17 protein-coding genes are annotated in these 23,437 nt (G+C 62.6%); 8 read left to right on the top strand and 9 right to left on the bottom strand.

Features of this window, described 5'->3' with window-relative positions:
* Window positions 1-164 precede the first annotated feature (164 nt).
* Window positions 165-1,073 carry a glycosyltransferase family 2 protein gene (locus G6N81_RS04480; RefSeq protein WP_165133664.1) on the bottom strand — a complete coding sequence of 303 codons (909 nt, stop codon included), beginning with the start codon at window positions 1,071-1,073 and terminating at the stop codon, window positions 165-167.
* Between the two features lie 4 nt (window positions 1,074-1,077).
* Window positions 1,078-2,379: a UDP-glucose dehydrogenase family protein gene (locus G6N81_RS04475; protein WP_165133661.1), complete on the bottom strand. Its 1,302-nt coding sequence runs from the start codon at window positions 2,377-2,379 to the stop codon at window positions 1,078-1,080.
* Window positions 2,380-2,554: 175 nt separating this feature from the next.
* Here G6N81_RS04475 and G6N81_RS04470 point away from each other — a divergent pair, with 175 nt between their 5' ends.
* On the top strand, window positions 2,555-4,300 hold the full coding sequence (locus G6N81_RS04470; RefSeq protein WP_165133658.1) for a glycosyltransferase family 2 protein: 1,746 nt from the start codon (window positions 2,555-2,557) through the stop codon (window positions 4,298-4,300).
* Here the strand turns inward: G6N81_RS04470 and G6N81_RS04465 are convergent.
* A complete protein-coding gene (locus G6N81_RS04465; protein ID WP_165133655.1) occupies window positions 4,290-5,387 on the bottom strand; it encodes a glycosyltransferase in 1,098 nt (365 codons plus the stop codon). The two genes, G6N81_RS04470 and G6N81_RS04465, sit on opposite strands and share 11 nt — an antisense overlap.
* 116 nt (window positions 5,388-5,503) lie before the next feature.
* On the opposite strand from G6N81_RS04465, the gene G6N81_RS04460 reads away from it, so the two are divergent.
* Complete coding sequence (locus tag G6N81_RS04460; RefSeq protein WP_165133652.1) at window positions 5,504-7,567, top strand: hypothetical protein; 2,064 nt, start codon at window positions 5,504-5,506, stop codon at window positions 7,565-7,567.
* Window positions 7,568-7,664: 97 nt separating this feature from the next.
* Here G6N81_RS04460 and G6N81_RS04455 read toward each other — a convergent pair whose 3' ends face one another.
* Window positions 7,665-9,170, bottom strand: a complete 1,506-nt coding sequence (locus G6N81_RS04455; RefSeq protein ID WP_165133649.1) for a hypothetical protein — start codon at window positions 9,168-9,170, stop codon at window positions 7,665-7,667.
* A gap of 389 nt (window positions 9,171-9,559) precedes the next feature.
* Here G6N81_RS04455 and G6N81_RS04450 point away from each other — a divergent pair, with 389 nt between their 5' ends.
* From G6N81_RS04450 to G6N81_RS04425, 6 genes are all read left to right on the top strand, one after another.
* On the top strand, window positions 9,560-11,569 hold the full coding sequence (locus G6N81_RS04450) for a DUF6541 family protein (protein ID WP_165133646.1): 2,010 nt from the start codon (window positions 9,560-9,562) through the stop codon (window positions 11,567-11,569).
* A gap of 49 nt (window positions 11,570-11,618) precedes the next feature.
* Window positions 11,619-12,773, top strand: coding sequence for a UDP-galactopyranose mutase (gene glf / locus G6N81_RS04445; RefSeq protein WP_165133643.1), 1,155 nt, complete (start codon window positions 11,619-11,621; stop codon window positions 12,771-12,773).
* Window positions 12,763-14,820, top strand: coding sequence for an acyltransferase family protein (locus tag G6N81_RS04440; RefSeq protein ID WP_165133639.1), 2,058 nt, complete (start codon window positions 12,763-12,765; stop codon window positions 14,818-14,820). The genes glf and G6N81_RS04440 overlap by 11 nt, the downstream gene beginning before the upstream one ends.
* Window positions 14,821-15,018: 198 nt before the next feature.
* Window positions 15,019-15,570: a hypothetical protein gene (locus tag G6N81_RS04435; RefSeq protein ID WP_165133636.1), complete on the top strand. Its 552-nt coding sequence runs from the start codon at window positions 15,019-15,021 to the stop codon at window positions 15,568-15,570.
* Window positions 15,571-15,626: 56 nt separating this feature from the next.
* The gene (locus tag G6N81_RS04430; RefSeq protein ID WP_165133633.1) at window positions 15,627-16,415 is read left to right on the top strand and encodes an ABC transporter permease; all 789 of its coding nucleotides are present in this window, start codon (window positions 15,627-15,629) and stop codon (window positions 16,413-16,415) included.
* On the top strand, window positions 16,415-17,152 hold the full coding sequence (locus G6N81_RS04425; RefSeq protein WP_165133630.1) for an ABC transporter ATP-binding protein: 738 nt from the start codon (window positions 16,415-16,417) through the stop codon (window positions 17,150-17,152). The genes G6N81_RS04430 and G6N81_RS04425 overlap by 1 nt, the downstream gene beginning before the upstream one ends.
* Before the next feature lie 36 nt (window positions 17,153-17,188).
* Here G6N81_RS04425 and G6N81_RS04420 read toward each other — a convergent pair whose 3' ends face one another.
* The 5 genes from G6N81_RS04420 to G6N81_RS04400 all read right to left on the bottom strand — a co-directional run bounded on the left by G6N81_RS04420 (window position 17,189) and on the right by G6N81_RS04400 (window position 23,398).
* A complete protein-coding gene (locus G6N81_RS04420) occupies window positions 17,189-17,638 on the bottom strand; it encodes an acyltransferase (protein WP_241245069.1) in 450 nt (149 codons plus the stop codon).
* A 12-nt stretch (window positions 17,639-17,650) separates the two neighbouring features.
* Window positions 17,651-18,637, bottom strand: coding sequence for a glycosyltransferase family 2 protein (locus G6N81_RS04415; RefSeq protein WP_165133627.1), 987 nt, complete (start codon window positions 18,635-18,637; stop codon window positions 17,651-17,653).
* On the bottom strand, window positions 18,634-20,544 hold the full coding sequence (locus G6N81_RS04410) for a glycosyltransferase (protein WP_165133624.1): 1,911 nt from the start codon (window positions 20,542-20,544) through the stop codon (window positions 18,634-18,636). The genes G6N81_RS04415 and G6N81_RS04410 overlap by 4 nt, the downstream gene beginning before the upstream one ends.
* 80 nt (window positions 20,545-20,624) lie before the next feature.
* Window positions 20,625-21,941 carry an O-antigen ligase family protein gene (locus G6N81_RS04405; protein ID WP_241245068.1) on the bottom strand — a complete coding sequence of 439 codons (1,317 nt, stop codon included), beginning with the start codon at window positions 21,939-21,941 and terminating at the stop codon, window positions 20,625-20,627.
* Complete coding sequence (locus tag G6N81_RS04400; RefSeq protein WP_165133621.1) at window positions 21,938-23,398, bottom strand: O-antigen ligase family protein; 1,461 nt, start codon at window positions 23,396-23,398, stop codon at window positions 21,938-21,940. Before G6N81_RS04400 ends, G6N81_RS04405 begins: the two co-directional genes overlap by 4 nt.
* Between the last annotated feature and the right edge of the window lie 39 nt (window positions 23,399-23,437).

Here is a 23,437-nt window from a genome sequence, read left to right as displayed (position 1 = left end):
CGGGGTGTAATCGGGTCTGAATCTTCCCGTATCGGGCAACGAAACGGCGACCTGTATCTCGGTAGCGAGCTCGGCGTCGGCGGAATCAGTTCGTCGGGCTCGATAGACCGGGTGGCACTTCATGGCTGGCGCTCGAGGCCAAGGAGGGGCGGTCGAAGCGCGGCTCAGCCGCGGCCGAACAGCTTCTTGATGGTGCGGCCGGCTCGCTCGGGAAGGCTATAGCGTTCAACTTCCGCAACGAGGCGACTTTCGACGTCAACGAGGCGTTGGTCAATAAACTTCGTGAGGTACAGCGGCAAACCAATTCCGTGTTGCTGCACATACTCGCGCAGTGCCGCGTCGCGGATCTGCGCGTCGACACGACGGTGATCCTCACGTGCCTCGATCACGCTGTTGCCGGAGTTTCCGCCCTGCCCAGGGCGCTGATGCCAGTAGGCATAGGGGACCGGGCCGAGGTATTCGAGAGGTCCTCGCGTCAGCACCTTCAGGGCGAAGTTCCAATCGCCAACCACGGGCAGCGATTCGTCATAGAGGCCGAGCTCTTGGTGGATGCTACGGCGATAGACGAATCCAATGGGGACAAACCGATTAAACAGCAGCGCGTCGCTGAGGGTCGGGGCAGTCAGCTGGGGCTGGAAGATATCACGCCCCGTCTCGACGAAACCGCGCTCGGTCTGTTCTTCCCAGACGATCTCGATGCGGGAGACAACACCGCCGCGATGGGTGTTATCTTCCCGTTCGAGATAGGACGCGGCTCGATCCAGGAACTCGGGGTGCCACGTGTCGTCATCATCATGCAAGACGAGAAGCGGAGCCGTTGCCGCAAGCACTCCGGCATTTGCGCTGATCCAGCGTCCACGAGGCGTTTCGTGGTGGATGATGCGCACCTGTTCACGCTGGTGGGGCGGCAGGACCGATACGAGCGCTTCGACGGGGTCGCGGTCGCCACCGTCGTTGACGATGATGCACTCCCACTCCGCGAGCGTCTGAGAGGTGATACTCCGCAGAGCGCGCTCGAGAAGGTCGGGACGATTCTTCGTGCGAACGACGACGGCGACGCGCGGCTCGGTCATCGAGTTATCGACCCATTCCTGTGTAGGCCCAGCCGGCGGCCCTCCACGCCTCGGGGTTAAAGATGTTGCGTCCGTCGAACACCACGGCGCGCGCGACCTTCGCGGCCGTCTCGACGGGGTCAAGGGACTTGAACTGCTTCCACTCGGTCACGACGACGACGGCTTCTGCGCCCTCGAGCGCCTGTTCCATCGAGTCAGCGAAGCTCAGCTGCGGGTGCATGCGCGCGGCGTTCGCCATCGCCTCAGGGTCGTACGAGATGACGTCGGCGCCCAGCCCGTTGAGGCGAACTGCGACGTCGAGTGCAGGGGAGTCGCGGATGTCGTCGCTGTCGGGCTTGAAGGCTAGGCCGAGAACGGCGACGCGGTGGTTGTGAACAATGCCGTCGAACGAATCGACGACGAGATCGACGACATGCTGGCGGCGGCGCAGGTTGATCTCGTCGACCTGCTTCAGGAATGCGAGCGACTCTCCACGACCCAGCTCCTCTGCGCGGGCTGTGAACGCGCGGATGTCTTTGGGAAGGCACCCGCCGCCGAAACCGACACCGGCGTTGAGGAAACGGCGTCCGATGCGGGCATCGTGGCCGATCGCGTCTGCGAGCATCGTGACGTCGGCGCCCGTAACCTCGGCGATCTCTGCCATGGCATTGATGAAGCTGATCTTGGTGGCGAGGAAGGAGTTCGCTGAGATCTTCACGAGCTCTGCCGTTGCGTAGTCCATGACGAGACGGGGCGTCTCACGATCGAGAATCGATGCGTATACCGAGTCGAGAATAGCGACGTCAGCATCGCGCGTTGCTTCGTCGACGCCGTACACGAGGCGGTCGGGGTCGACGGTGTCCTTGACAGCGAAGCCCTCGCGCAGGAACTCGGGATTCCAAGCGAGGCGGGCGCCCGTGGGCTTCACGATCTCGGCAAGGCGTGCGGCCGTCCCGACGGGAACCGTCGACTTTCCGGCGACGAGCGACCCAGGCTTGAGGTGCGGAACGAGTGAATCGATCGACGCGTCGACGTAGGTGAGGTCTGCGCCCGCGCTATCCTTCCGCTGCGGGGTTCCGACGCCAATGAAGTGAACATCGGCGTCAGCCGCGTTGGCGAAGTCGGTCGAGAAAGTCAGGCGACCAGAGTCAAGGCCGGCGCGCAGGATGTCCGAGAAGCCGGGCTCGTGGAACGGTGCCTCACCCGCGGACAGCTTTGCAATCTTGATCTCGTCAACGTCGATGCCGACCACGGTGTGGCCGAGGGACGCCATCGAGGCAGCATGCACGGCACCGAGGTAGCCGCATCCGATCACGCTCAGCTTCATTGGAAGGGCTCCTTGCGTAGGAAGTGGGAACGACCCGCCCGCGGAACTCCGCGTGCAGGTGCTCGAAACATCTTGCCACGCGTGGCTCAGGAAGAGCGGAAGAGCATGGCTTCTCGAACGTCTAACCGTGGACTTGCGGGTGTTTCATCAGTGTTGGCCGTATCCTGATGCCGCTATGTCAGACGTCTCGCTCACAGGAGCTCTCCCGCTGCTTTCCGTCGTTATTCCGACACACAACGTTCGGCCGTGGATGCGTCAGACGTTCGATTCCATTCTGAGCCAGCGCGGTGATGACATGGAGGTCATCGTCGTGGACGACCGTTCAACCGATGGCACTCGTGAGTTCGCAGAGCAGTACGCCCTCGACGACCCTCGTGTGTCCGTCATTAGTGCAGCGTCGCCCGGCGGCGGTTCCGCGCGAAACGCGGGTGCGCAACGTGCGCGTGGCCGTTACCTCATCTTTGCGGATGGCGACGATCTGATTCCCGATGGCGCCTATACGGCGCTTGTGGAGAGTCTGGAACGATCCGATTCCGACATGGCTGTGGGGGACTACATCAAGTTCCGCGCGATTGACACGTGGCGCCCGACGGCAACGATGGCAGCCTTTTCGCGGCCGGCAACCGGGGTCACGCTGCGGGACGAGCCCACGCTCTTGCAGTCACGGCCCTGCTGGAATAGGGCATTCCGTCGAGACTTTTGGAAACGTGAGGGCATTGAGTTCCCTGACGTTCTGCGCTCGAATGACATTGTTCCGATGGTTCGCGCTCTGTCAGCAGCCGAGTCGATCGACATCATCGAAGACTGCGTGTATGTGTATCGCGAGAGACCAGGAATCGGGTCGATGACCGCGAAAGCGGGTTCAGCGACGTCACTTCTCAGCTATCTCGATCAGGAGTCGGAGTGTGCGCGCATGATCGCGCGCATCGGCGATGAACAGCTCTCCCGCACCTACGCTTACCTCGTGTACGACCGCGATGGTTGGGTCGCGGTCCAACGGTATCTCTTGGCATGGGATGGACCGAGCGAGAACGATGACGTGGTCGCCGAGGCCATGACCATTCTCATTGGGCTTGCCCCGCAGGCACCTGCTCGTGTCACTCCATTGCGGCGACTTGCCCTTGAACTTGTCGCTCGCGGCGAATTTGCCGCGGCTCACGTTGTTGCTCGTGTGCACGGAGGCGATATCCAGGTGGCAAGCGACCATGATCGAGAGCGCATTATCGATGCTTGGCGCCAGTTGATGGCTGTCATCCCCGATATGCGACCGCTCGCGGGACGTGAGCACCACATGCTGGTGGAGCGCCTTGCGAGGCGTCTCGCGTTGCCCTGCCCATTTGAGCTCGCTCAGGAGCGCAGGGCGCTCCTCGCGGAAGCCACCGAGGTTCTGGGCGAACGTGTGAGGCTCTTTGCCGCAGATAGCTGGTCGGAACCTGCAGACGATGAGGAAACGATCGCACTGCGCGAGCGAGTATCGGGAAGGATCGATGCCGTGCGCGGCGGCGGTCTCGTTGTCATTGAGGGGACAAGCGCACTCGGCGAAGGGGAGGTGCGTCCCGCCCTCTTCGACGGTGAAGGCTCTCTTATTCACGCGTCAGCACAGATTATCGAGCCTCAGAGCGTGACGTGGTCGGCTGGCGCGGACGGGCGCTCGAACTGGACGGCGGCGTTCTCATCGCGCAGCTTACCGATGCATCGCCCGCTTACTCCTCTGCTTGTGGGGCCGAACGAGCAGGCTCTCGTTGTCACAGCAGTTCCGGGAGGGCCACTCCTTCCCGAATACACGTCGCGCGATACGTTCCTGTACGACGTGTCGGAGCGTGTCGTCGTGATTCGACGCCGGAGGCACTGGCTTCCTCGCGCATTCCGTAGAGCGCTGTGGATCGCGCGGGACCGCTTGCGCGGAATCCTCAGGCGCTAAGCGACCGCTTTCGACCTGCGACGGAGATCTCGGAGAGGAGATCACGGTACTGGCGCGCAATGTTCCAGGGAGTGATGGGCGAGAGGAACTCGGCAAACGACGCGGACGTTACATCTCGGAACAGATGCGGATCCGCCAACAGCTCAGCGATGGATTCGCGCGGGTTCTCCGGGTCGAAGAAAGCGACCCAAGCCTCGTCACCGAATTGAGTAACGAGGTGCGGATCAGCAGGCAGGATCACGGGAACCTCGAACGTCGCTGCGAGGTGCAGGCTGCCGGAGTTGAGGATCGCCCGATACGGAAAAACGGCAACATCGGCGGCACGGAACCAGCGCGCAAGATCGCTGTCGTCCACGAACTCGAGATGCGCTGTTGTCTTGACCTCGGTAGGCAGAGAAGCGATGAACTCGTCGCGAGGCATTTCTTTGACGACTCCGCCGAGCAAGAGCGCGAGCTGGGGATCAGAGAGGCTCGCGGCGGCGTCCCCGATCGCCCGAATGAGGCTGTCGACCCCTTTATAAGGACGGATCTGACCGAGGAAGAGGACGGCTCGCTCGTCGTCGAGCGAGAAACTCTGGCGGGCATCGGCGCGTGTGATCCCGGTTTCATAGATCCCCTCGTAGCTGGGATGGGGGATCACGACGGTCTTCTCAGGGTCGAGCGTCATGACCTCCGCAACCGCTTCCGGAGTGTGGGGCGCCATGACGTGGATGCGTGTGGCCTTCTGGGCGATGAGGCGCGAGAGGTCGATCTCAATGTCGCGAAAAGCTAGCTCGTGGGGGAGTCGGTTGTGAATCGTCCACACGACACCGACCTCGGAGGCACGAAGCTCGTCGAGGAGCGCGGAAAACTCGCGTAGTCGCGCGCGCGCCGTGGCCGCGTCGGGAGCCTGTTGCAGGATCGGATTGGTCCAGTGCAAGTGGAACACGTCGCCAGGCTCGAGACCACGTGCTTTGAGTATCAGTTCTTCGTAGTTGCGGGCGCGGTCGGCTGTGAAGCCATCGGCAACTGCCGAGAGCTGCAACAAATTGAGGAAGGGGTTGTCGCGGTACGCGGGAAAAACGAGCACCTGATGGCCGGAACGCATGTCATCGATGGTAGGTGGTGCAGGTGAGGATTCCGCTGAGGGCGCCGCACCGACGCGACCAGGAAACGCGCTGTTGCCCGACTTTTGTACGTGTCACACTAGTTCTCATGCGTCACATGGGAACCTCGCTTCGCCCCGCACGGGTTGCTCTGGCGATCGCTGCGGTTACGGCCCTCGTCATGTCTATTGCCCCGTCGGCCTTTGCCGAAACGGCGGATCCGACGCCGACCCCGGAACCTACTCCGACGGTTCTCGAGACACTGCATCCTGAACCGACCGCGGAGCCGGAGGCACAGCCGTCTGCGCAGCCCACTCCATTGGCAACACCCGACGTCCTGGAAGCGCCCGCCAACCCCAGCCCAATCCGCGGCGACTACCTAGGGTCGGCAACGATTCATGAGGCGAACCCCGGCAACTATTTCGAGACCCAGCGGGGCGGTATAGACGCGCAGCCCGCATGGCGGGATAACTTCCGTCCCGGCAATCTCATCAGCGATGAGAAGCTCTACACCTCCGGCACCATGACGGCATTGCAGATTCAGTACTTCTTCGAGCAGAAAGTACCGCGTTGCAACTCGGGTTATACCTGCCTGAAAGACTTCCGTCAGTCAACGGAATCGAAGTCGCCGAATAGCTACTGCACCGGGCGCTATGCGGGCGCCGCTAACGAACGCGCGTCGACGATCATCTCTAAGGTGTCGAAGGCGTGCGGCGTCAGCGAGCGGGCGCTCATCGTGATGCTGCAGAAAGAGCAGGGTCTCGTCACACACGTCTGGCCGAGCCAGTTCCGATACGACATCGCAATGGGGTATGCCTGCCCCGACACGGGCCCGGGCAACTCCGCCAACTGCGACTCCTCATACTTCGGATTCCAAAACCAGATGTATATGGCGGCCTACCAACTGCAGCGCTATTCCAAAGACACATACTTCAACTGGTTTCCCGTCGGTAAGAGCTCGCGGGTGCAATATCACCCCAACGTCTCGTGTGGAACGCAGAGCGTTCTGATCGAGAACAAGGCGACGGCGGCACTGTACTATTACACCCCCTACGTACCCAACCGTGCGTCGCTGGACGCGGGGTACGGAACAGGTGACTCCTGCTCGTCGTACGGCAACCGTAACTTCGTCAATTACTACACGGACTGGTTCGGGTCTACGCACGGACCGGAGAAACCGGCGCCGCAGGTGCCAACGTACGAAGTTTCTGGCGAGATCGGCGCGCACTGGCGTTCTCTGGGTGGGGCGCAATCTGTGCTGGGTGATCCCGTCGCAAATAAGCGTTGCGGCATCCGTGATGGTGGTTGCTATCAGGCCTTCAAGAGTGGGCGAATCTATTGGTCCGGACCCGGCACGGCGGCGGCTATTTCTGGGGCTGGCCTCGATCGGTACCGAGCGCTGGGAAGCGAGTGGAGTTCGCTCGGTTACCCCACGCGGGACACAGTTTGCGGGCTTGCCGGGGGAGGGTGCTACCAACAGTTCCAGCAGGGAAAGCTCTATTGGCACGATGGCCGCGAGGCTGTGATCGTGCAGGGAACTGCATCGCGTGCGTACCAGCGAATTGGCAATGAAAATGGCTCACTGCGTCTTCCGCTGGCGGACGCCAAGTCGTTGACGGGCGGCGCATACCAACAGTTCCAGGGCGGCAAGGTCTATTGGCGCTCCGGTGGAACGGGATATTCGGTGACCGGTACGTTCTCTCGCAAATACGGATCGCTAGGGAACGAAAACGGGACACTGGGGTTTCCCACTCGCGACCGAGTGACAACGTTGCGTGACGGCGGAAGCTACCAGCAATTCCAACGCGGCAAGCTTTATCAGCACGGGACGAGGGGCGTTGTCGCCGTTCACGGTCAGATGTCCTCGACGTACAAGAGGCACGGCAACGAGAACGGTTCCCTTGGGTATCCCACGCGTGACCGGATGTGCGGACTGACTGGCGGCGGGTGCTACCAGCAGTTCCAAAGCGGCAAGATCTTTCAAATGTCGGCGACGAGTCGTGGCTACGCGGTGCACGGCGCGCCGTCCGCGGCGTATCGAGCGCGCGGCAATGAAAACGGCTGGCTGGGGTACCCGACGTCGAACGCCTCCTGCGCTGGCGACAACTGCCGTCAGAGTTTCGAGAACGGTTCGATGACGTGGAAGAAGGGATCACGGTCAATTTCGGTTCATCGGTCGTGACAATGTCTGACAACGAGGAGCCCGATCAACCGCAATACCAGTGATCGCTCCCCGAAACTCAGCGACGTGGCGTCCCTTGCGGAAGAGGACACGTCGATCAGCGCTCGAGGCAACGCGTCTCGATAGACCCGGCCCCGGTGAAGATATCAAGCGCGGACAGGCGTGGGAGGGTCACTCCCGTGAACGTCACGTCAGGGCCAGACTTCTCCATGCGCCAACGTGCGTTCGCGAGCATGTCGAGGTACGCGGCACGTAGCCCGCTCGTCGGAAGGACATCGAGCGCAGCCTTGGCACGGGCGAGGGTCGGCTCGGGTGCGAGCGCGCCCAAGAAACCCGCAGATCGCGCCACGTTGAGTGAGAAGTGAGAGGGGCCGGCAACGACATCATCAGGGTGACCATAGACCTCCAGCGGTTTCGGTTGAGCGACGGTCCCGCCGAGTTCGCGACACCTGGATGTGAGGTGTTCGAAGCGACGCGCGCGTGCGGGGCTGTCATAGGGGTGGGAAGCGATCTCGGGCGACAAAACTGCCGCCATGTCAATGATGATGTCGCCTGAGCCAGCGAATGATGATGGCGTCAACTGTGAGTGACCGAGTCGTGCGAGGCCCCACTGCATCAGAGGGTTGACTCCCGTCATGCGTAGCCGTGCATCGTGGGCCGTGCCGTGAAGTGAATTTCGATAGCCGAGGTAGAAAAGCTCGCTCGCGCGGGGATCATCTTCGGATGCTCCAAGGCTCCGCAAAGCCAAGCGAAGCTGAGAATCCACGGCTTCCCGGATCTCCCCTGTGGCACCAGTGCGATCGACCAGTGCGTTTCGGTGTATCCATCCCCAGGCGCCTTTGATGGCGCCGGCGCCGAGGCCTTGAAGAGGGAAAGTTCGCGGCGGTACGTGCGATCCACGAACGGGGCCGTAGCCGTCGTAAACACCGAGCAAGCTCGCCGCCCATTCGGTGAGCTCGCGATCTGAAGCCTTGTGCGTTTGTGGTGACAAATCGTGCATGCGCGCGTTGAGGCCGAGCGCACGGGCGACGCCGACCGCCGCATTGACGTCATCAGCGAGTTCGGGGCGGCCGGTATCGGTGACGTCGATCGAGAGCTTGTGCGCGACACCTGATGCAGAGGCCGCGGCGAGAACGAGACGAGAGTCGTAGCCACCAGACAAGCTGAGGCTCGTGCGCCAGCGGGGTACCGTCATCAGCGTCGCCATAACGCGACCGATGTTTGCCGCACCCTCGCGAATCCCCGTTGTATAAGAATCGGGGCTCGCGGACAGACGGTCGAACAGGGGAGTGCCAGTCAGCCGCCAGGAGCACGTCCAGCGTGAGAGGCGAAGACCATGACCAGGCGGAACGAAGGAGATCTCGGTTGCAATCGTCTGCGGCGACGTTTGTCCGCCGACGATTTCAGTCCGCGGAACACGCGCGAGGAGCGACTGCTCATGAGGTGTGACACGGTCACCCATCGCCCGGCGTAGTTCGGCGAGCACAGTGAGGGAATCGGAAAGGGCGGCATATCCGTTGCCTTCGGTTGTGAGCAAGCGTGCACAGCCGAAGACATCGCGATCGATATGGAGGCCCCCATCCCAGCGTGCGATGATATGCATTCCGTCGTGAGCGCCAGCCCTGTTTCTTACGGGGGAGGGAGCGCGCACCCAGCCCATAGGGCCGAAAACCGCGCATCCGTGCTCTAGATCGAAGAGTGTCCCGCGGAAGAATGTTGTTCCCGCGACACTCCTTTTCACGTCGGCGCTAACGATGGTCAGAGTACGGCCACGGCCGAGGGAGAATCGCAAAACGTCCGTCGCAGATGCGTGGGCATTAACCCAAGAATCGCACTGCGCTCGGCGCGCGGCGTTCGTCACGATGAACGTGTAGTTCGACACGCGTCAAGGCTATGCTCTCAGGCGAGCAGGCCCGGCAGTGAAACGATGGGGCGTATGAACACACGCGATGTATCCCGCTTTCACCGTCAGGTGCTGCATCGGCACGTCTCGTGAGCTGGTGGAACGCGACGCCAGCGGTTTTCTGCGCCGTGCTTGTCGTTTTGGGTCCCGGACTCTTCGCAACGTGGCGCCTGCGGGCCGGGGTGTTGGCCCGGTTCGGCATCGCCGCGTTGGTGAGCGTGTGTTCGTGGGGTGCCGCCGCGACGATCTTTGGGGTCGTGGGTGTGCCCTTTTCCCCCTGGCAGGTGCTCCTCCCGCTCATCATCGCGGCGACGTTGAGTGAAATCGTGCGACGGGCGTTCCCCTCGTTCGAAATTGGCCCGCTTCATGCGCGATGGTGGATAGTCGCAACAGCCTGGGCGATCGGCGCTACGATCATTTTCTTCGTTGCATTCCGTGGGGTTCCGGATCCCGATCGCATCTCGCAGACGTACGACAATGTGTTTCACCTCGCAGCTACTGCGGCGATCCTGGACGGAGACTCGGGATCGCCCTTTGGGTTCCGGTCCCTCATCGAGACGGGCGTGGATGGGCTTCGGTATTACCCGTCGGGTTGGCATCTCCTCACCTCAGCGACTGCGATACTTTCTGGAGAGTCCGTCGCCGTGGCGTTCAACGCGGTGTGGCTGGTGGTTGCGACAGCCGTCTGGTTGCCAGGAGTTGCTTGGCTGACGCAGGTGATGGTCGCTGGGAGACTTGCGGAGAGCGCGGCAATTGCGGCGCTGCCCCTCGGCGCGGCAACAGGGGCATTTCCCTATGCGCTTCTCGCCTGGGGGACGATCTATCCGACGTTTCTCGCGCATGCGCTGCTCCCCGGGGCGGCAGCATTGACGATTGCCTCCATCCGAAGCGTTCTTGCTGGGCAGCGGCGACGGCCGGGTATCGCGATGGCTTCGGTCGCCATACTGTTGTCGATCGGGGCGCTGGGGGTTTCCCACCCGCGCGTGCTTCCCAGCTGGGCGCTTGTCGGAGCACTTTTCCTGACATGGATGCTGGCACGTCGCTTCCTATGTGGCGTGCGGCGCGGGGGAACATCGCGACGACGGGCAATCATGTCGCTCGTGGTTACCGGGTCGGCCGTGCTGGTGGCGTTCGGGGGAGCGCTGACATACGCGATCGTTGCGCTCGGCCTGTTCACCGAGCCACTGGCAGATCGACTGGACGGGCCGCAAGCCCGTGCTGTTCAGACCGTATGGCAGGGCATTTTGCAGATCGTGGGGCAGCGGTCGCTCACGGCAGGAACAGAGCCCGTCACAGTTTGGGCGCCGCTGCTCGGGACGGCCGTTCTCGCTGGTATTGCTATCGCGGTGCGCTTGCGCCGCGCCCGATGGCTCGTCGCTGGTTTCGTCGTGACGGCCGCCATGTTCGTTTTAGCCGCGGGGTCGGACGGGGACATCGCCAAACTTCTCACCGGAATCTGGTACAAGGATCGCTTCCGGCTCCAAGCCACCGTCGCCGTCTTTGTCGTGCCGATTGCGGCGTTGGGAGTTGCCGGTGTGAGCCGGAACTTCCGCGCGCGACGCGGTGATCGGTCAGGGGTAGTTCTTTCACTGGGCATGGCCGCCATCGTCGCGGTGGTGTCGGGCGCATCGCTGAGCATGACCGGAACATCGCAGGCCATCGCGGATGTATTCCATCAACCGGAGAGACGCGCTGACTGGGAGATTGTGTCTGACAAACAAGTGGCGTTCATGCAGCAGCAGGTGGCGCAGATCGTTCCTGAAGGCGAGCGGGTCTTGGGAAACCCATGGGATGGTTCGGCCTTGACTCAGTTGTATGCCCAGCGTGAGCCCGTGTTCCCGCACGTCAACGGACAGTGGGACGCTGACCGGTTGACCGTGGCCTGGCATCTCGATGAGATCGAAGGAAACCCTGAGGTATGTGCCGCGCTGCAGCGTCTATCCGTGACATATGTTCTGTACAACCCGCACGAGTTCGGTGGCGGAGATCCCGCGGGCAATCACTTCCCTGGACCGCATGAGGCGGTGGAGAACGGACGTTTCACGGAGGTTGCGACTGACGGTGAGTCCGTCCTCTATCGCATCGACGTCTGCGGTTGAGCCGCGCGCCTCGGAACCCTCCCAAGTTAGTGCGACAACAATGGGCCTTATGGACACCGATCTTCTTGTCGTAGGCTCTGGCTTCTTCGGCCTCACGATTGCTGAGCGCGCGGCGAACGCCGGACGCAAGGTCACCGTGATCGAGCGCCGCGCGCACATCGGCGGAAACGCTTACAGCGAGGCAGAGCCTGAAACGGGCATTGAAGTGCACCGCTACGGTGCACACCTGTTCCACACATCGAACGAGACAGTGTGGGAGTACGTCAACCGCTTCACGAGCTTCACGAACTACGTGCACCGCGTGTACACGAACCACAACGGTGTTGTGTACCCCATGCCCGTCAACCTTGGAACGATCAACCAATTCTTCCACGCGGCATACTCGCCCGCCGAGGCACGCGCGATCATCAAGCAGCAGGCTGGGGAGTTCGACGTCAAGACGGCGCAGAACTTCGAGGAGAAGGGCATCGCTCTCGTCGGACGTCCTCTGTTTGAGGCGTTCTTCCGCGACTACACCGCGAAGCAGTGGCAGACGGATCCGCACAAGCTTTCGGGCGACATCATCAGTCGTCTGCCCGTGCGTTTCACCTATGACAACCGCTACTTCAACGACACCTACGAGGGGCTGCCAACCGACGGCTACACCGCGTGGCTTGAACGCATGGCTGACCACCCGAACATTACGGTCAAGCTTGAGACCGACTTCTTCGATCCGTCGCAGCCGTTCAACAAAGCGGCCGTTGTCGGTCAGGTCCCCGTGATCTACACGGGCCCCGTCGACACCTACTTCGAGAACAGCGAGGGCGCACTCAGCTGGCGTACGCTCGACTTCGAAGAAGAGGTTCTGAACGTTGGTGACTTTCAGGGCACGCCCGTCATGAACTACCCGGATGCCGGAACGCCGTTTACGCGCATCCACGAGTTCAAGCACTTCCACCCTGAGCGCGCCGACAGGTACCCGACCGAAAAAACCGTCATCATGCGCGAGTTCTCGCGCTTTGCCGAGCAGGGCGACGAGCCGTACTACCCCGTCAACACACCCGAAGACCGCGAGCGCCTGATGGCGTACCGCGAGCTGCAGCAGGGCGAGAAAGACGTGCACTTCGGTGGGCGCCTCGGCACCTACAAGTACCTCGACATGCACATGGCCATTGGGTCAGCGCTGTCGATGTGGCGCAACGAGTTCGGCGGCAGTGACAACTAACGCGGTGCCCGCCACATCGCAGGCGCGGATGAAGCGGGTTCACAGGCCGGAGATCGAGGGCCTCAGGGCGCTCGCCGCGTTGCTTGTCGCGGTATGGCATATCTGGGTCGGCGGCGTATCTGGCGGAGTCGACGTTTTCTTCGTTGTATCAGGCTTACTGATCACGACGACGTTGCTCACTCAACTGGACCGATTCGGCAGGGTCCGTCCGTTGATGTTTTTGGGGCGCCTGATTCGGCGGTTGTTGCCTCAAGCGCTTCTCGTGTTGCTCGTTGTTATCGCTGGAGTCTGGGTATGGATGCCGGATGTTCTTCGAGACCGTGCGCTGCGAGAGGTATTCGCATCGGCGTTGTACTTCGAGAACTGGCAGCTGGCTGAGTCTGCTGTCGACTACCTCGATGCAGAAGATCCGCACACCCCGGTGCAACACTTCTGGGCGATGTCGGTCCAGGGGCAGTTCTATGTGCTGTGGGCGGTGCTGTTTCTCATCGCATTGGCGCTCGCTGCGGGGCGCGCGGCTCGAGCAAAGCGGGTAGCTTTCGGGCTGCTCATCGGCGTCGCAACCGTCTCGTTCGCCTATTCCGTGTGGTTCACATCCGTCAACCAGCCCTACGCCTACTTCTCGACGTTTGCGCGTGCTTGGGAGTTCGCGATCGGCGCGATCGTCGCGTTCGCCATCGTGAAGGTGTCGCTGCCAAGAGGGGTCGCTCTTGTTCTTGGATGGACCGGTCTCATTGGCGTGGTGTCCTGCGCCATCGTGCTGGACGTCGACAATCAATTTCCCGGCGCCGTTGCATTGTGGCCCGTGCTGGCCGCCATGATGATTTTGTTCGCGGGCACAGAACGCAACACTCTGGGGCACGCTCCCTGGTTGCTCTCTCGCAGACCGCTGGTGTGGTTGGGCGGGCTGTCTTATGGGATCTACCTCTGGCATTTTCCGCTGGTGATCTTCTATCGACACATTACGGGCGAGCACGAGATCCCTATCTCGCACGGCCTGGGAATTATTGTGGCCTCGATTGCTCTGTCCTGGGTGACCACACGTTTCATCGAGACTCCGCTGCGGGTCTACGGCGACCGCACGTCCGGAACCAGACTTGTTGCGGCACTCGCGCTTGTCGCGGTGGCCGTCGCGACGGCAGGAGCAACGGTCTGGTCGCGGGACGCGCTGAACGCTCAGGCAGTCCAACAACAGGAGGCTGCTCTGGAAGAGCTCGCCTCTGATGAACGCGCAGCCGAGTGCTTCGGGGCCGCAGCCGCAGTGGCTGACGGGTGCGACGGCGTGCAACGCGGAGAACTCCTTGTTCCTGCTCGGGGTGACTTGCTCGCGGACACTGCGGGGGCGTATGGCTGTTACACGGCCGCTGAAGCGATGGATATCACGACCTGCCGCCTCGGCGCCGAGGGCGAGGACGCGCTGCGCGTGGCGATCGTCGGAAACTCCCACGCCGCGATGTTTGCCGCCGGCTTGCGGGACGAGGCGGAAGAGCTGGGATGGAGGCTCGACACTTTCGTCGGCAACGGTTGCATCTGGGGCGAGCCGATTTCAAGCGAGCGATGTGAGCGGCGTCAGAGTCAGATTGACGACCAACTCATGACGGGGGCCCCGTATGACCTCTTGCTCGTAACAACTGGCCGCGGAGATCGAGAGCACTCGGAGGAACGTGTTTCTGCGTATCTCGACGCGTGGGAGGCGGTTGAGGCTCGAGGAACCCAGGTTATCGCCGTTACCGATAACCCACGTCTTCCCGAGGACGTCTCAGAGTGCGTTGTGCAGCGTTCCCTGGACGACATTGCCGCCGGTGCGTGCGACTTCTCGTTGACTGATGGCACGCGCTCTCCGGACCTCGTAGCCGTGGCCGCCGAGCGGACGGATGGTGCCGTGCCACTGGTCGACACGATGGATCTCTTCTGCCGAGATGAGATGTGTGGCGTTGCCCAAGGAAACGTGCTGATGTACCGCGATGGGCACCACCTCACAGGTACGTACGTTCGCACAATGATGCCGTATGTCGTTGAGCGCATTGAGGATGTATTCGTGCGCTGACGGTGCGCAAGAACTCGTCGACGTCAGCGCTATGGTGGGTCGTAAATTCGCCTCAGTAAGGTTCTCTTCGTGTCCGTAGACTTCGCGCGCCTCATCGCCGGTGCGACAACCGCTGTTTTCGCCCTTTCTTTGGTTTCTTGAGCGACGAGCGCTGCCGATGATGCGGACGGATCGATAATCTCGCCGGCCGAAGAGAATGTGCAGAACGCGAATGATGCCACTCCGGATCTCGTGGAGCCGGAGCCGGAGCCGGAGCCCGACTACGACGTTGCCGATCTGCTGACCTGGCCGATTTCCACCGAATCAGTGGGCCCGTTGCATCTCGGGATGTCGATCGACGATGCCGCCCAGATTCTGGGTGCGGAGATCCAGCATGACGAACGTCCGAGCTTTGCCGGATGCTCGCTTGTGCAAGCCGGGGAGTCAGAGTTCTGGGACGCGGGGCTGTGGGTCACGGCGTACGACGGTGTCGTTACTGAGATGGCCGCGCGGTACAGGGGGCCGAAGGACATCGAAGGAGTCGGCATCGTCGAAGATCATGACGAGCTTCCTGCGCTGCTGGGTGAACCGGTCGCACAGGGCTGGGTGCATGGTGCGGGACCGATCTGGGTTCATGAGGGGCAGGGTGTCGGTGTCGTCCTGATCGCGAGCCAGCCAGAGCAGAACCAGGATCTGCCCGCAACAGTGACGGTGATTGACTTGGCGCACTCGTCAACTGACCCCGCCACTTACACCTCCCGCTGCATGTGATCCCGAGTCGACGCGCCTGCAGGTCGCGCACGTTTCGCTGACATATGATCAGCGCGATGACTCGGGTAAGAAGTGGGCGGCGCGGCATGCGGCGGTATGCCCATTCGCTGTGGTTGCTCTCTGCGCGCGATCTGCGCGTGCGGTACGCGACGAGCTGGCTCGGATACCTGTGGAGCGTTCTCGATCCGCTCGTGATGAGCCTGATTTACTGGTTTGTCTTCACGCAGATCTTCCACCGGACGGTTGGTGCTGAGCCGTACATCGTGTTTCTCATCTCGGCCCTTTTGCCGTGGATGTGGTTTAACTCGGCTACGGGCGACCTGACGACGGCATTCAATCGCGACGCAAAACTCGTGCGATCGACGGCGATTCCCCGCTCGATTTGGGTAGGGCGCATTGTGTTGTCGAAAGGGTTCGAGTTCCTTTTCTCGCTTCCGGTTCTCGCGGTATTCGCCATCTTCGCCGGAGCAAACCTTACTTGGGGCGTCTTGTGGTTCCCCGTCGCCGTCACGCTGCAGGCCTGCCTGCTCGTGGGACTCGGGCTCATCATCGCGCCGCTGTGCGTTCTTTACACCGATCTGGCGCGTACGACGAAGCTCATCCTGCGCGCGCTGTTTTATGCGACGCCCATTATTTACAGCGTTCAGGATCTCCCCAACGGTTTCGACTGGCTGGGAATCGCCAATCCCCTCGCCGGTATCTTCTCGCTGTATCGGGCAGCGTTCTTCCCCGAGCAGTGGGATACCGTCTCGATCGCTTCGAGCGCCGCGATTTCCGTCGCGGCTCTCATCATCGGCGTCATCGTGTTTCGACGCCTCGAGCGTTCCGTTCTGAAGGAGCTGTGATGACGAACGTCGCGATCTCTGTTTCGGATCTGGGCGTGCGTTTTCGCCGCAATAGGCGGGGTCGCCGCAGCATCAAGTCGATGTTCGCGAGTTCCAGCCGTCGCACGCCGAAGGGGGAGTTCTGGGCACTACAAGGTGTCTCGTTTGATGTGCGGCCGGGGGAGTCGATCGGCGTTGTTGGGCGGAATGGGCAGGGTAAATCGACGCTCTTGAAGCTCGTCGCCGGGGTCTTGTTGCCCGACGAGGGATCTGTCACCGTCAACGATGGTGTTGCCCCTCTCATTGAGCTCACCGGCGGTTTCGTCGGCGACTTGACCGTTCGCGAAAACGTCCGCCTTACGGCGGGCCTGCACGGCATGTCGAAGAAGCAGATCGCCGAGCGGTACGACGAGATCATCGCGTTCGCCGAACTCGAGGAATTTCAGGATTCAGCGTACAAACACCTCTCGAGCGGCATGAAGGTGCGGCTCGCCTTCTCGGTCGTGTCGCAGCTTGACGAGCCGATTCTGATCGTCGACGAGGTTTTGGCGGTTGGCGATAAGTCCTTCCGTCAGAAGTGCTACCAGCGCATCGATGCGCTTCTCGCCGAGGGACGCACGCTGTTCTTCGTGAGCCATAATGAGCGCGACCTCAAGCGGTTCTGCTCTCGGGGTCTCTATATTCGCGACCACCGTCTCGCGATGGATTCTCCGATCGACGAGGTTCTCGCGCAGTACTCCGCGGACAACGAGGCATAGGGGCAGATCGACTCGTGACCGACGCGTGAGGCGAGACTAGAGCTCTCGGATGATGCGGGCGGGAATACCGCCGACGAGAACGCCGTCGGGTACGTCCTCGGTCACGATGGCGCCCGCAGCAACGATCACGCCTGAACCTACTGTGACGCCAGCCAGCACGGTGGCGCCCGCGCCAATCCAGGTGCCGTCTCCGATCACGATGGGGTCGTGGCGCGGTGTGCCTGCACGTTTCGACGCAGGGCCAATATCGTGCGTGTCCGAGACGAGGCGCACGAAGGGGCCGAGATTTACTCGATTACCGATCGTGGTCTTGGGGCGGATATACGCGTCGCGATTGATGAACACTTCGTCGCCGATTGTGACGCTTCCCGTGATCTCGCTTCCACGATAAATCTTGGTGCGGTCGCCTATTCTGATCGTGACCGAGGCGTTGTGCAACATGCGCACGGAGGAATCGATCTGTGCGTCTTCGCCGATCTCGAGCATAGGACCAGTATGTCAGCCCGCCAGCGGCGGCATGATGCCAAAGTCGCGGTTGCGTGAGATCTGCCATCCATCACGCATGCCGCGCCACAGGTTCGACCAGCCCGTTTTCGTGATCTTCCGTTCGACAAAGGCGAGACGGATCATCTCTTTGACGAATGTCGCGGCCGTGCCGAGCGCAAAAGCGAGGGGGCGGTAGTCGCCGTTCGCGGCATAGTAGTGACGCATGATGCCGCGGTTACGCATGATGTAGTAGCGGTACATGTCGCTGGAGGCGTTGAGGTGCCGTGTTCCCATGTCCCACTGCTTGATTTCGCGTGTGCGGCGCAGCACGAACTCGTTGACGATGACACACGGCTCGTGCCGTGAGGCGAGGTAACCGTAGACCGTGTCGTCCCAGTAGATGAAGAACCGTGGGTCGGGCAGGCCGATCTTCGCCACCAGATCGCGGTGGATGAACATTCCCTCGAAGCAACCGGAGTTCATCTCGCGGTAGCCAGAATCGTCGAAGCCGGCCGGTGCGAAGGGGATCGGGATACCGAGAGAGGGTGAAACGCGGTACTGCCAGTAGAACTCGGAGCCGTCATAGTCGTAGCGGCGGCCCTGAATGTGGCGGAAGCGGGGCGTCCAGGCGCTCAGCCGCGACAGACCGTCGGGAACAACCTCGACGTCATCGTCCATCAGCCAGATCCACTCCGAGCCGAGATCGTACGCGGTGCGCATCCCCTCGCTGAAGCCGCCGGAACCGCCCGTGTTGGTGTCGAGTCGGCGGTAGACGATCTCCGCCCCGATCTTGCCGTCGAACCCGGCCACGATATCGGTTGTGTCGTCCGTCGACGCATTGTCGATGACGACGACGTGACCCGGTTTCGGATCCATGGTGCTGATCGATGCGAGCAGACGCGTCAGCAGGTGTGAGCGATTAAAGGTGACGATGACGATCGTCGACGTGCGGGGATCGAATTCCTGCGCCACGGTGGTGTCCTTCGGTCCTTCGGTCATGTGTTCGCCTCAAAGCTCTTCTGCCACGAATCCTCGGAGACGAGCTGGTCGAACGCGGCGCGGTACTCGCGCTGCAGCCTCGGCCATTCGCGCTGCAAACGGCGATGGAGCCGGATGGACTCCAGCAGCATGCCCCGGAACTTTCCACGGTCGCGTGTGTAGATCTGCTTCCCGGAACCATCGGCGGCGCTGACGATCGCGGAATCGAATGCGGGCAGCCGCCACCAGTGCGCATCGTCCTTGCCGAATTCCACCTCGGGCGTAGCAACGTTTTCGGTGGCCGGCTTTTTCAGCCAGTGAGTCAGAAGCGTCTTCGCCGTGAACCAGCGCAGCCTGATGCCCTCGGGGCTGTCGAATTCGTGACGGCGGCGGCGGGCGAATACCTGCCGACCCTTGCGGGAATGCAGGACCTGCTCGGGATCGCGATGAACGATTGTCTCCGGGAAAGTCTTCGCCAGTTCGCGCGCTTCCGGCATGCGTTTGGCGAGCGCCTCGCGCATGTGAGCGGGGCCGGAGAGCACATCGCGCAGGGCACGGTTGCGCAGAGCGACCGGGTAGTACTGCATCATCATCAGGTGCTTGAGATCGACGCGCCTGCTGTGACGGATCAGGGTGCCGCCCTCCGGCGCGGAGGAGTGCACGAGACCGGCGACGATGCGATTGCGCGCATGGAAGTATGCCTGCCAGTCGATGGAGTCGTCCTTGCCCACCCAGGACACGTGCCACAGCGCCGCGCCCGGGAGCGAAACGGTGGGAATGCCGGCTGAGCGTGCTCGCAGGCAATACTCCGCGTCATCCCACTTGATGAAGCCGGGCATCGCGAGGCCGACCTTTTCGATGGCGGCCTTCGGAATGAGGCACATCCACCAGCCGTTGTAGTCGGCGTCCATCCGCATGTGCAACAGAGGTGACTGGCGCAGGTTCGCCTCACGGAAATCGTGCGGCATCTGTTCCTGGAACAGGTTCCGCCACATGAAGGGGTGCTCGTCGATGACCTCGGCCCATGCGTGGAGGCGCGGCCGATCGAGGAGATCGAACATGTGTGCGCCGACGAGAACGGGTGTTGTGGCAAAGCGGCCGAACGTGACGGCGCGGCGAATCGACTCGGGTTCGATGCGAACATCGTCGTCGAGCAACTGCACGAAGTCGCTCTCGGAGCGCTTCATCGTCTCGCTCATTGCGCGGGCGAAGCCGCCCGACCCCCCAAGGTTCGCTTGGGTGATCACCTGCAGCTGTTCGCCGAGTGCCTCGGCGACGGCGGGGTACGCGCTCTGCCCGTCAACGCGATCCGTTCCCTGGTCGACGAGGAAAATTCTGTCGACAACGTCGAGAACATCGGGGCTTGCCGCAAGGGCTTCGAGTGTTTCGACGCAGTACGTTGGCTTGTTGTAGGTGGTGATCCCGAGCGACGCCTTACCGCTCCGGGCCGGTTCGTGATCTGTTGTCCACTGGGCTCCCGCAAGAACAACGTCCTCACGGTCGGCGACGATGTCGAACCAGATCCAGCCGCCGTCGGAGAACTGTGTCAGCGGAATGTCGAAGGTCGATGTTGCTTCGCCGGCGACCTCCGCCGTGTCAATGCGCTGCTGCACGGCCGACCCGTTGGATCGGTACACGAGAATCGTGGCGGCGCCCTCTGTGCGCACCGTGAGGCGCACCTGACGAACGCTGGTCCAATGCTGCCAGTACGACGCCGGAAACCCGTTGAAGTACGAGGCCAGTGACGTGCGGTTGCCCGCGGCAACGCGCAGGCGCGTCCGGTCGAGAACGTCCCCGATGTGAGCACTGTTCGTCACACGGACGGGCTTTTCATCGATGACGGACCACGTGTCAGCATCGAGATACAGCGGAAGAAGATCGGGGTCGCGGTCGGTGGGGAAGACCACATTCTGCAGAACGAACGACATAAGAGGAGTACTCCGACGGGATCCGGGGAAGCCCGACGCGCAGCGGGCCGCCCTGAGCCTACCCGGACCAGGTGAAGGTTCTACGGAAGCCGGCGCGGCGGAGGGGGAATCGGTGCCGCTGGGTCGATGCGGGTGCGCCATGAACGTTCCTGCCCGGCGCGAACAGCGCAGACGACGAGCAGCATCCAGCCCAGATCCGTGAGGGCGTAGCTTTCGAACGCCGACTCGACCAGCAGCGCAATGAGCACCAGCGGGAGCCAGGCGTACACAACCGAGCGCCGATCAGTCGCCGCGAGCCATGCCCGCGTGAGCGCCACGAGCGCGAGGATGACGAAGAGCACCAGCCCCACCCAGCCCAGCTGCAGAAGAACGTCAAGGTAGGCGTTGAGTCCCTGGTGGTGGGGAACTCCGATCGTGATGTCGATGATGTTCGTGGGGAACGGTCCGCCCTCCCACGAGCCGAACCAACTCCAGCCCCAGATGGGCTTGTGCCGCACCCATTCGAGCATCACGAACCACAAATCGGCGCGAGCTTGGAAGCCGGTCGTTGCGGCGAACATCGAGATGATCGTGTGACGGGCGGCATAGACGATGACCAGGAGCACGATCGTTATCGCCGCGAGCGTCGCGTGCGCACGGGGGCGGCGCGCGCGGGGGAGCCGGCGCACGCTCGCGAGCGCGACAACGGCCAGCAGGGTGATGGTGACCACCACGAAGGCGCCGGGCGAGCGGGCCAGGATGAGCAGAAGCGCGGCGAGGGTGATCGAATAGACCGCCACGTGGCGAGGGATTGCGCGCGCCCGCCACTCGATGATGAACGTGATCAGCGCGAGCACGGCGACAAAGCCGAGCAGATTGCGTGAGCCGAACAGTCCTTGAACCGGACCGCCGTACGCAATGTCGCCGGTGATGCGGAGGAACGCGAACGGCACGTCGAGCACGATCCCCGACAGGACTTCTAAGGCGAGCGATGCCGTCAGAAGCCAGCGCAGCACATCACCAACGCCGCGCACGATCTGCAGGGTGTCGCGCACATGTGCGATCGTGATGGCGATCACCGCCCATCCCGCAAGCGCGATCCAGGCCGTCAGCGTGCGGCCCTTGGCACCGTCGAGCGCCCAGGCCACGCTCGCGAGTGCCCACGACGCGTAGAGAACAAGGCTGGTGGGCGCGAATCCGATAACGGACAGTTCGTCCCGGCGCAAGACGAGGATGGCGATGCCGATCGCAGCGAGACCCGCAACGATCGTCGCGAGAGTCACGGGGCCGTTGGCATGGTGTATCGCGGTCGTCCCGAACGCCGCAGCCAGCGCGGTGAGCGTATACGCGCGGGCGAACGTTGGTGAGCGCAGCAGGTCTACGAGCGCCTGCGCCGCAGTTCCGTGCAGTGAGCTCACGGTAGATCAGTTCGGGCAGGGGAGGGAAAGACGCGCCGCCGGCTTCGTCGCGGGCCAGCGCTTTCCGGATAGGCCAAAACGGGGGAGGCCACGAGCTTGAAGGAGAACGCGGTAACGAGCATCCAGCCCCACAGCATGATCGGGTTGGACTCGGTCATCCCCTGCGTGAGCAGTGCCCACAGCACGAGAAGTGGCAGAAGAGACAGCGGCGAGTAGGGGTGATCGCTTCGGGCATCCCACCGCGGCCGGTCAACGGCGAAGAACCAGGACCGCCACACGGCGCCGCCGAAGATGATCGCGATCAGGGCAACGCCGACAGCGCCGAGCTGGAGGAACACGTCGAGCCACATGTTGTGCGCTTGGAACACCGTGATGGAGTGGTCAACGATCCAGCCGTCGAACGCTTCGTGCCATGGCACCCACGGCGATGAGAACCCGTGCCCGAAGACGGGGCGTTCTACGGCCCGGGCGGTCACGGCCTCCCAGATCCCGTCGCGGCCCGTCAGCCCTTCGGAACGGCCAAGAAGGGTGAGGATCCGGTCGTAGGTCAGCGCAACGGTCAACGCGCAGGAGGCAACGATCGCCCCAAAGATCGCGTAGGCGCGAGCGCGCCCGAGGGACGTCGACTGACTCCGCGTGACGAGGGCGATCACCAGAATGGCCACACACACGGCCCCCGACACGAACGCCGTGGCGGAACCGGCGCGCAGCATCAGCCATGCGGTGAGAACGATCCAGGCGATATGCATGGCTATCGCTTCGCGCGCGCGCCGTCCCAGAACCGCCTGCCGCAGAGATGCCGCGAACACGATCAGCGCGATAACGCAGAGAAATCCGAGAAGGTTCGAGTTGCCGACGATTCCCTGGATACGCGGGCCGATGAGAACCGCGTCGAAAAGATTGCCGCGGACCCAGTACCAGTGCGCATCCGGCTCCCCGTCGAGGGGGAAGAAGTTCGGCATCAGCGGGCGTCGGAGGACGAGCGCAACAGCGGCCTCCATGATGAGGGAGAGACCCATAATCCAGCGCAGCGCCGACTCGAGCGCACGCACGAGTTCTGTCCACGTGAGCGACGACGCCAGGAACAGGCCCTGCACCGTGAACGATACGAGGACGACCCAGGTGGTTGCTGTCGCGCTCGGCCACTCGGACCAGGTCACGGACACGAGCGCCAGCGTGAGATAGCCGAGGGCCGCCCAGGGCAGCGACCTCCACGAGAACGCCTCGTCGCCGCGCGAGCGTGCGATACGAGGAATCCAGATGCCGAGCGTGGCGGCCGTGAGAACGCCGAGCAGGGCGGCGACGCCGATCGGTCCGAGAAGGTTGTACCACCAGGAATACGCCAGACCAGAGAACACCACGAGCACCGCATAGGCGCGCAGCAAGAGGTGCGACGTGCGCTCGCGTTCGGGAGCGCACGGAGGGGGGCCAACGGGATGCCCGGACAGCTGCGCCATAGGGGATAGCCTACGGGGCGCGGGCGCCTGACTCATGGG

The organism is Microbacterium amylolyticum, assembly GCF_011046975.1.
In the GTDB taxonomy this organism is placed as follows: Bacteria; Actinomycetota; Actinomycetes; order Actinomycetales; family Microbacteriaceae; genus Microbacterium; species Microbacterium amylolyticum.
The sequence above is the reverse complement of the archived record's forward strand: the minus strand, read 5'-3'. Positions and strand labels throughout refer to the sequence as shown.

Coding starts and splice junctions, on each gene's coding strand:
- G6N81_RS04480 (WP_165133664.1), bottom strand. CDS start 1,073: ATGACCGAGCCGCGCGTCGCCGTCGTCGTTCGCACGAAGAATCGTCCC.
- G6N81_RS04475 (WP_165133661.1), bottom strand. CDS start 2,379: ATGAAGCTGAGCGTGATCGGATGCGGCTACCTCGGTGCCGTGCATGCT.
- G6N81_RS04470 (WP_165133658.1), top strand. CDS start 2,555: ATGTCAGACGTCTCGCTCACAGGAGCTCTCCCGCTGCTTTCCGTCGTT.
- G6N81_RS04465 (WP_165133655.1), bottom strand. CDS start 5,387: ATGCGTTCCGGCCATCAGGTGCTCGTTTTTCCCGCGTACCGCGACAAC.
- G6N81_RS04460 (WP_165133652.1), top strand. CDS start 5,504: ATGGGAACCTCGCTTCGCCCCGCACGGGTTGCTCTGGCGATCGCTGCG.
- G6N81_RS04455 (WP_165133649.1), bottom strand. CDS start 9,170: ATGCATATCATCGCACGCTGGGATGGGGGCCTCCATATCGATCGCGAT.
- glf (WP_165133643.1), top strand. CDS start 11,619: ATGGACACCGATCTTCTTGTCGTAGGCTCTGGCTTCTTCGGCCTCACG.
- G6N81_RS04430 (WP_165133633.1), top strand. CDS start 15,627: ATGACTCGGGTAAGAAGTGGGCGGCGCGGCATGCGGCGGTATGCCCAT.
- G6N81_RS04425 (WP_165133630.1), top strand. CDS start 16,415: ATGACGAACGTCGCGATCTCTGTTTCGGATCTGGGCGTGCGTTTTCGC.
- G6N81_RS04420 (WP_241245069.1), bottom strand. CDS start 17,638: ATGCTCGAGATCGGCGAAGACGCACAGATCGATTCCTCCGTGCGCATG.
- G6N81_RS04415 (WP_165133627.1), bottom strand. CDS start 18,637: ATGACCGAAGGACCGAAGGACACCACCGTGGCGCAGGAATTCGATCCC.
- G6N81_RS04410 (WP_165133624.1), bottom strand. CDS start 20,544: ATGTCGTTCGTTCTGCAGAATGTGGTCTTCCCCACCGACCGCGACCCC.
- G6N81_RS04400 (WP_165133621.1), bottom strand. CDS start 23,398: ATGGCGCAGCTGTCCGGGCATCCCGTTGGCCCCCCTCCGTGCGCTCCC.